A 7318-nucleotide genomic window follows, 5' to 3' on the forward strand; every position below is an offset into this window, starting at 1 on the left:
AGAACATGTGTCGCGGCCCGCGGCTCTTTGTCCGTGGTCACGGTCTAGAAATCAGCTGGTCAGGGGATCAGCGGCGGGCGGTCCTGGCCGTCGTCGGGGCGGGGCCGTCCGGGCGTGCCGTCCTCGCGGATGACCTCGCCCTGCACCACCTTGCCGTCCGGCCGGTGGATACGGGCCTGCTGGAAGGCGTCGGAGAGGCCTCCCGGGGTCGCCGCCCTCATCCGGCGCTCCAGGGAGCGTTCCGTGTAGCGCCCGAGCACGGAGCGGAGCGGGGGCAGCAGGAGCAGGAGTCCCGCGGCGTCGGAGACCACGCCGGGGATCATCAGGAGCAGCCCGCCCAGCATCAGGAAGCCGTTGCCCTTGCTGCCCGTCGGGGCCGGGGCATCGGCGGGGGTGGCGGGTGCGCCGGGCTGCCCCGGCATCTGCTGGAGGGTCTCGGTGAGGTTGCGGAAGGCCCGCCGGCCCGCCCGCTTGATCACCGCGGCACCGAGCACGGCGCCGGCGACCAGGATCAGCAGCACGGTGAAGCCGTTCGTCGCACCGGCCACCACGGTCAGCAGCCAGATCTCCAGCACCAGCCAGGCGGCGACGCCCAGCGGCAGGAGGGTACGGGCGCGTGAGCGCCGTGGACGGTTCGGAGGCGGTGTGCCGGTCGTCATGCTCCCAGTGTGCCTGTACCGGAGTGCGAGTGACGTATGGGGGTGATCATGGACCGCGGCGGAGAGGTCAGGGGGCCTTGCGGCCCAGCACCTTGTTGGCCCGGCCGGTGATGCCCCACCCGGTGACCCGCCACAGGGCCTCGACCAGGATGTCGCGGCTCATCTTGGAGTCGCCGATCTCCCGCTCCATGAAGGTGATCGGCACCTCGACGACGTGGTAGCCGGCCTCGACGGCCCGCCGGGCGAGGTCGACCTGGAAGCAGTAGCCCTGCGAGGCGACCTGGTCGAGGCCGAGGCCGTCCAGGGTCTCGGTGCGGAAGGCGCGGTAGCCGCCGGTGACGTCCCGGACCGAGAGGCCGAGCAGCATGCGGGAGTAGAGACTGCCGCCGCGCGAGATCATCTCGCGGTGCCTGGGCCAGTTGACCACCCGGCCGCCCGGGACCCAGCGCGAGCCGAGGACCAGGTCGGCGCCCTTCAGGGCGGTGAGGAGCCGGGGCAGCTCCTCGGGCTGGTGCGAGCCGTCCGCGTCCATCTCGACCAGGACGCCGTAACCGTGCTCGGAGCCCCAGCGGAAGCCGGCCAGATAGGCGGCGCCGAGCCCTTCCTTGCCCTTGCGGTGCAGGACGTGCACCTGGCTGTCCGCGGCGGCGAGTTCATCGGCGACCTTGCCGGTGCCGTCGGGGCTGTTGTCGTCGGCGACGAGGATGTCCGCCTCCGGGACGGCGGCGCGCACCCGGGCGACGATCAGCTTGACGTTCTCGGCCTCGTTGTAGGTCGGAATGATCACCAAGACTCCGCCGAGCGGGCCGAACTGCCTCTGACCGCCGTCGTTCACTACTGCCCCTTAAAGTCCGTACGCAGGTGCACACCATATCCAGCACGACGCGCCCGGACTCCGACGCGGTCGCGGGGCGGCGTGTGGCGCACGGACAGAAGCGTGGAACTTCGGACAGAAGGGCACCACTGCGGATCGGGGCCCGGTGTCCTTCGGGCCGACCTGGGACCCGCTGGCTGCGGGTCGACCGAGAGCCGTTGTCTACTGAACCTCCGGGCCCCACCCGGGTCACACCTGCCGTCCGGTACGAAACCTTCCCTCGCCCCCGAGGCGCGGGCGCTGAACCTGGCTGTCAGTGGTGGTGCGCCGGTGCGGCACACCACCCCATGACCCAGCGGCGTTCGACGACTGCGTGGAGGTTCGACCGGTCGGACGTCCAGTGGTGGACCCGGCCGAACCTACCGGCCCGTGGGCACTTTCTGTCAACAGTCGTTCGACCTGCTGTTTCTTCCGAAAACACCAGGTCAGCGCTGAGGACTCGCAGGTCGTGGCCGAGTCTCCGCGCCTTCGATCGGCGGTACGAAATGTCCCGACGTCACTCGTTCGGCCGTACGTAGACAGTTTGTCCGAAGACCACCGTCCGCAGGCAGACCGGAAGCTCCGCGCCCGGCCGGAGATCGGGCAGGCCGGGGGTCCCGGAGCGGGGGTCGGTGGACCAGCGCGCGACCCGGTCGTCCGGGGCCTGGACCAGCAGGTCCCCGGTGCGCCAGACGGCGTAGTCGGCCGGGGCGCCGGGCACGAGCACCCCGCCGTCGTCCCGCCCCACGGCACGCCAGCCGCCCCGGGTGTGCGCGGTGAAGCCGGCGCGTACGGAGACCCTGTGTCCGGGTGTGCGGTGGTGGGCGGCGGCCCGCACGGTGCCCCAGGGGTCCAGAGGGGTGACCGGGCTGTCCGAGCCGAAGGCGAGGGGCACGCCCGCGCGCAGCAGGGCGGCGTACGGGTTGAGGGTCGCGGCGCGCTCCGCGCCCAGGCGCCGGGCGTACATGCCGTCCGGGCCTCCCCAGGCCGCGTCGAAGGCGGGCTGGACGGAGGCGGTGAGGCCCAGCTCCGCGAAGGCGGCGACGGTCTCGGGGGTGAGCATCTCGGCGTGCTCCACCCGGTGCCTGGCCGCCCGGATGCGGGCGAGGCCGAGGGTCTCGGCGGCGGCCCGGACGCCGGCGACCACGGCGGAGACCGCCGCGTCGCCGATGGCGTGGAAGCCCGCCTGGAGCCCCGCCTCGGTGCACGCGGTCACGTGTGCGGCGATGTCCGCGGCGTCGAGCCGGGCCGTGCCGGTGTGCGGGGCGTCGGCGTACGGCTCGTGCAGGAGGGCGGTGTGCGAGCCGAGGGAGCCGTCGACGAAGAGGTCGCCGGCCGCGCCGATGGCACCGAGCTCACGGATCCGGCGGGCGCTCTTGTCGCCCTCGACGGCCTCGGCCCAGTAGCCGAAGACCCGGGGGCCCTTCTCCTCGGAGGCCAGCTTCAACAGACCGGTGAAGTCCTCCTCGTCGGAGATCTCGGGGCCCGCGCACTCGTGGACGGTGCCGATCCCGAGCGAGGCGGCGTGCGCCAGGGCGGCGCGCTGGGCCCGCGCCCGCTGCGACGGGGTGACGGCGCCGTGGGCGGCCGCCCGCACCGCGTGGTGGGCGTCGCCGGTCAGCGGGGCGTCGGGGTGGTAGCCGGCCAGGCCGGTGACGCCGGGGACCAGGTCCAGGAGCGCCGTGGTCACGACGGCGGAGTGGACGTCGACACGGGGCAGGTAGAGGGCCCGGCCCCCGGCCGCCTCGTCGAGTTCGGCGCGCGACGGGGGCCGCTGCTCGGGCCAGCGGGCGGCGTCCCAGCCGTGGCCGAGGATCACCCCGGCCCCCGCCTCGCCGTTCGCGAACGCACGCACGAGCCCGAGGGCTTCGGTGAGTGTGCGCGCACCGGAGAGGTCCAGCCCGGTGAGGGCGAGTCCGGTCGATGTGGTGTGGACGTGGGAGTCGGTGAAGGCCGGGGTGACCAGGGCCCCTTCCAGGTCGACCACCTCGTCGACACCGCTCGCGAAGGCGTCGGCAGCCCCTTCGGAGCCCACCCAGGCGACATGCCCGCGTTCGACGACCATCGCGGTGGCGAACGGGTCGGCGGGGCTGTGGACGTCTCCACCGCGCAGCAGCACGGTGCGGTGTTCGCTCTGGGGGGCGGTGCTCTCGGTCATGGGACCAGTCTCGCGCCTGCCGGGACCGGTTCCTCCCCCGCCCCCTCCGCAACGCCGGGAGGGCCCTCAGATACGCGGCGGGCGCGCCTCGTAGGGTGTGGAGAGGACGACGGTCGTACGGGTGGAGACGCCGGCCAGCGTACGGATGCGGGTGAGCAGGTGCTCCAGCTCCAGGGGGCTGGAGACGCGCACCTTGAGGATGTAGTTCTCGTCGCCCGCGACGCTGTGGCACGCCTCCAGCTCCGGCACCCCGGCGAGCCGTTCGGCGATGTCGTCGGGGGCGCTCGGGTCGAAGGGTTTCACCGAGATGAACGCGGTGAGGGGCAGGCCGACGGCCTCGGGGTCGACGACCGCGGCGTAGCCCCGGATCACCCCGCGCTGCTCCAGCCGGCGGACGCGCTGATGAACGGCCGAGGTGGACAGGCCGGTGGCCTTGCCCAGGTCGGTGTAGCTCATCCGCCCGTCCTTGACGAGCAACTCCACAATCTGACGGTCCAGCTCCTCCATGCGGATCAACCTATGGCCCCTGGTCCCTCCAGGCACAGTCGTGGGAGCGCCGGAAGGGCATGTTCGCAGGGCATGTGATGAATGCCACAGGTTTACGCATCGGTAGCCGACGACCTCGCGGTTACGGCCGACTTCCCACGGGAAGTGCTTGCTGTGGCCGAGGCCGTGGCGCCTGGCCGGCCCACCCGAGGGGGGAAAGACCCATGCAGAGCCTGAAGCTCACCGGACGTACCGGACCGGATTCCGACGAGGACGCCTCGTACGCCGCTCCGGACGAGGACTCCGTTGCCGATGTGTACGACACGTTCGAGATGTACCGGGTGATCTGCCCGGACTGCGCCCAGCCGATCGCCCTGCTGGCGGACGAGGACGTACTTCCCGAGCACGCGCTGTGCCCCACGCCGTGGAACCCGTTCGTCCTCACCGTCTGCCCCGGTACGAACCGTGACGCCTCCCGGGCCCGTCCGGCCGACGAGTCGCTGGAGGTCCAGGAGCAGGAGACGGCGCTGCTGTTGACGCTCCCTCAGGGGCTGGACTGGCGGATGCAGCCCTTCTCGCACGCCGGCGGCCCGGGCTCGCGTCCCCTGCGGTACGTGCCGCAGACGCGGCGTCACGCCGCCTGACGGCTCCGCGCGCACCACGGCGGCCGGGCCGGCGTGGTGCGGACGCACCGGCCGGCCGGTGGCCGCGACACCCGAGGAACGGGCGCGCGAATCGGCCGGGCAGTGACCCGGGGCCCCGTGGGTGCGTTGGCTCTGTATGACCACGCTGCATTCAACGGCCGGCCCCGTCCGCCGCCGTCTCGCCGCACCGACGTCCGGAGAATCGGTTCCGCAGCAGGGGCCGCAGTCCCGGGAGCCGTCGGCGCAGTCCGCGTCGCACACCACCGACCCGCCCATCTACCGCGCCCTGCTGCGGCATTGGGAGGGCGCGGGACGGACCCTGCCGGGCCGTCATGACCAGGAGTGGAACCGGATCATGACGACACCTGTCTGGTCGGACCGGCCGGTGCGGGTCAGTGCGTCTCGGGACCCGCGAGGTGACGGGCGATGACCATGCGCTGGATCTGATTGGTGCCCTCGACGATCTGGAGCACCTTCGCCTCGCGCATCAGCCGCTCGACGGGGAAGTCGAGCGTGTAGCCGTAGCCGCCGAGGACCTGGACGGCGTCGGTGGTCACCCGCATGGCCGCGTCCGTGCAGAACAGCTTCGCCATCGCCGCCTGCCGCGAGAACGGCAGGCCGGCGTCGCGGAGTCGGGCCGCCTCCAGGTAGAGCGCCCGGCCGGCCTCGATCCGGGTGGCCATGTCGGCGAGCATGAAGCGCAGCCCCTGGAAGTCCGCGATGGGCCGTCCGAACTGGCGCCGGTCGGTGGCGTACCGGACCGCCTCGTCCAGGGCCGCCTGGGCGACACCGATGGCGCAGGCGGCGATCCCGAGCCGCCCCGAGTCGAGCGCGGACAGGGCGATGGCGAAGCCCTGCCCCTCGTCGCCGATGCGCCGGTCGTCGGAGATCCGTACGCCGTCGAAGTGCAGCTGGGCGGTGGGCGAGCCCTTCATGCCCATCTTCTTCTCGGGCAGGGCGGCGTTCAGGCCCTCGGCGTCGCCGGGCACGAGGAAGGCGGTGATCCCGCGGGGGCCGTCCTCCCCGGTGCGCGCCAGCACCGTGTAGAAGTCGGCGACGCCGCCGTGGGTGATCCATGCCTTGGTCCCGGTGAGCACCCAGTCCTCGCCGTCCCGCACGGCCTTCGTGCGGAGCGAGGCGGCGTCGGAGCCGGAGGCGGGCTCGGAGAGGCAGTAGGCGCCGAGCAGGCCGCCCGCGAGCATGTCGGGGAGGTGGGCGGCCTGTTGGGCCTCGGTGCCGTACCCGGCGAGCGCGTGGCAGGAGAGCGAGTGGACGCTGACGCCGAGGCCGACGGTGAGCCGGGCGGCCGCCAGCTCCTCGAGGACCTGGAGGTAGACCTCGTACGGCTGGTCCCCGCCGCCGTGCGCGGAGTCGTACGGAAGGCCGAGCAGGCCGGCTTCGGAGAGCAGGGTGAAGACCGGGCGCGGGAAGAAGCCCGCTTCCTCCTCCTCGGCCGCCCGGGGAGCGATCTCCTTCGACACGATGTCGCGTACGAGCTCGATGAGCTGCCGGGACTCCTCGGTGGGCAGACGGCGTTCCACCGGCTGCTGGGCACGGTCGGACATGACGGCGCTCTCCTCCCTGTCGGGCGTGACGACGGTCGCGCGCGGGGTGTGCGCTGCACCGCCGGGTGGTCCCGGGCGATGCCCGGAAATCTACGGCTCCGCAGCCGATCCTGCCTTCCCGGATCACGGGAGGTGCTGGCCAGCGGCTGTGGCGCGTCGAGTATGCCCGATCGGAGCGCAGGCGTCACCGGGTAGCGGGAGCCGCGATCAGGGAAATTGGTCCGAACCATTGACCCAACTGGTCTAGTCCTTCTACGGTCTCCCCCAATGCCTCATCGCGTCCATGCCAACTTCGGTGGACAGGGCAGGCACCCCCCACTTCCCAAGCCCTCCCCCACGAGGAGCCACAATGACCGGACTTCACCGTCCCCGCGCCCGTCTCCGGGCGCTCGCCGCCACCGTCTGTACCGCCGCGCTCGGCGCCGCTCTGCTCGGCGTCGCCGGTACGTCGTCCGCGGGTGCCGCCCCGGCCGCCTCCGAGGCCGCCGCACCGGCCGCCGCCGAGGCGGCGCCCACCGCGGCCGGCGGCAAGGTGGTCGGATACTTCACCAACTGGGGTGTCTACGACCGCAATTACCACGTCAAGAACATCGAGACGTCGGGCTCGGCCGACAAGCTCACGCACATCAACTACGCCTTCGGGAACGTCCAGGGCGGCAAGTGCACCATCGGCGACAGCTACGCCGACTACGAGAAGGCCTACACCGCCGACCAGTCGGTCGACGGCGTCGCGGACACCTGGGACCAGGAACTCCGGGGCAACTTCAACCAGTTGCGCAAGCTGAAGAAGCTCCACCCCGACCTGAAGGTCATCTGGTCCTTCGGCGGCTGGAGCTGGTCCGGCGGCTTCGGTGAGGCCGCGCAGAACCCGGCCGCCTTCGCCGACTCCTGCTACGACCTGGTCGAGGACCCGCGCTGGGCCGATGTCTTCGACGGCATCGACATCGACTGGG

Annotated in this window: 7 protein-coding genes; 2 read left to right on the top strand and 5 right to left on the bottom strand. The window is 72.3% G+C overall.

What is annotated here, in order from left to right:
- Positions 1-59: 59 nt before the first annotated feature.
- The 4 genes from fxsA to JKV81_RS09790 form a co-directional block, all read right to left on the bottom strand.
- Positions 60-659: an FxsA family membrane protein gene (fxsA, locus tag JKV81_RS09775; protein ID WP_202075414.1), complete on the bottom strand. Its 600-nt coding sequence runs from the start codon at positions 657-659 to the stop codon at positions 60-62.
- Between the two features lie 67 nt (positions 660-726).
- Positions 727-1494 carry a polyprenol monophosphomannose synthase gene (locus tag JKV81_RS09780; RefSeq protein WP_099176955.1) on the bottom strand — a complete coding sequence of 256 codons (768 nt, stop codon included), beginning with the start codon at positions 1492-1494 and terminating at the stop codon, positions 727-729.
- Between the two features lie 535 nt (positions 1495-2029).
- Positions 2030-3670: an amidohydrolase gene (locus JKV81_RS09785; protein ID WP_202075415.1), complete on the bottom strand. Its 1641-nt coding sequence runs from the start codon at positions 3668-3670 to the stop codon at positions 2030-2032.
- A 66-nt stretch (positions 3671-3736) separates the two neighbouring features.
- The gene (locus tag JKV81_RS09790; protein WP_033304241.1) at positions 3737-4177 is read right to left on the bottom strand and encodes an Lrp/AsnC family transcriptional regulator; all 441 of its coding nucleotides are present in this window, start codon (positions 4175-4177) and stop codon (positions 3737-3739) included.
- Between the two features lie 203 nt (positions 4178-4380).
- Between JKV81_RS09790 and JKV81_RS09795 the strand changes: the two genes are divergently transcribed.
- Positions 4381-4800 (top strand): hypothetical protein, encoded by a 420-nt coding sequence (locus JKV81_RS09795; protein ID WP_202075416.1) that lies wholly within the window; start codon positions 4381-4383, stop codon positions 4798-4800.
- 392 nt (positions 4801-5192) lie between these two features.
- On the opposite strand, the gene JKV81_RS09800 is transcribed toward JKV81_RS09795, so the two are convergent.
- The gene (locus JKV81_RS09800) at positions 5193-6365 is read right to left on the bottom strand and encodes an acyl-CoA dehydrogenase family protein (protein ID WP_129261238.1); all 1173 of its coding nucleotides are present in this window, start codon (positions 6363-6365) and stop codon (positions 5193-5195) included.
- A gap of 349 nt (positions 6366-6714) precedes the next feature.
- Between JKV81_RS09800 and JKV81_RS09805 the strand changes: the two genes are divergently transcribed.
- Positions 6715-7318 (top strand): glycosyl hydrolase family 18 protein (locus JKV81_RS09805; protein WP_236056091.1); only part of this gene is annotated, 604 nt, incomplete at its 3' end.

Origin of the sequence: Streptomyces silvae, assembly GCF_016745505.1 — a bacterium.
Lineage (GTDB): Bacteria > Actinomycetota > Actinomycetes > Streptomycetales > Streptomycetaceae > Streptomyces > Streptomyces silvae.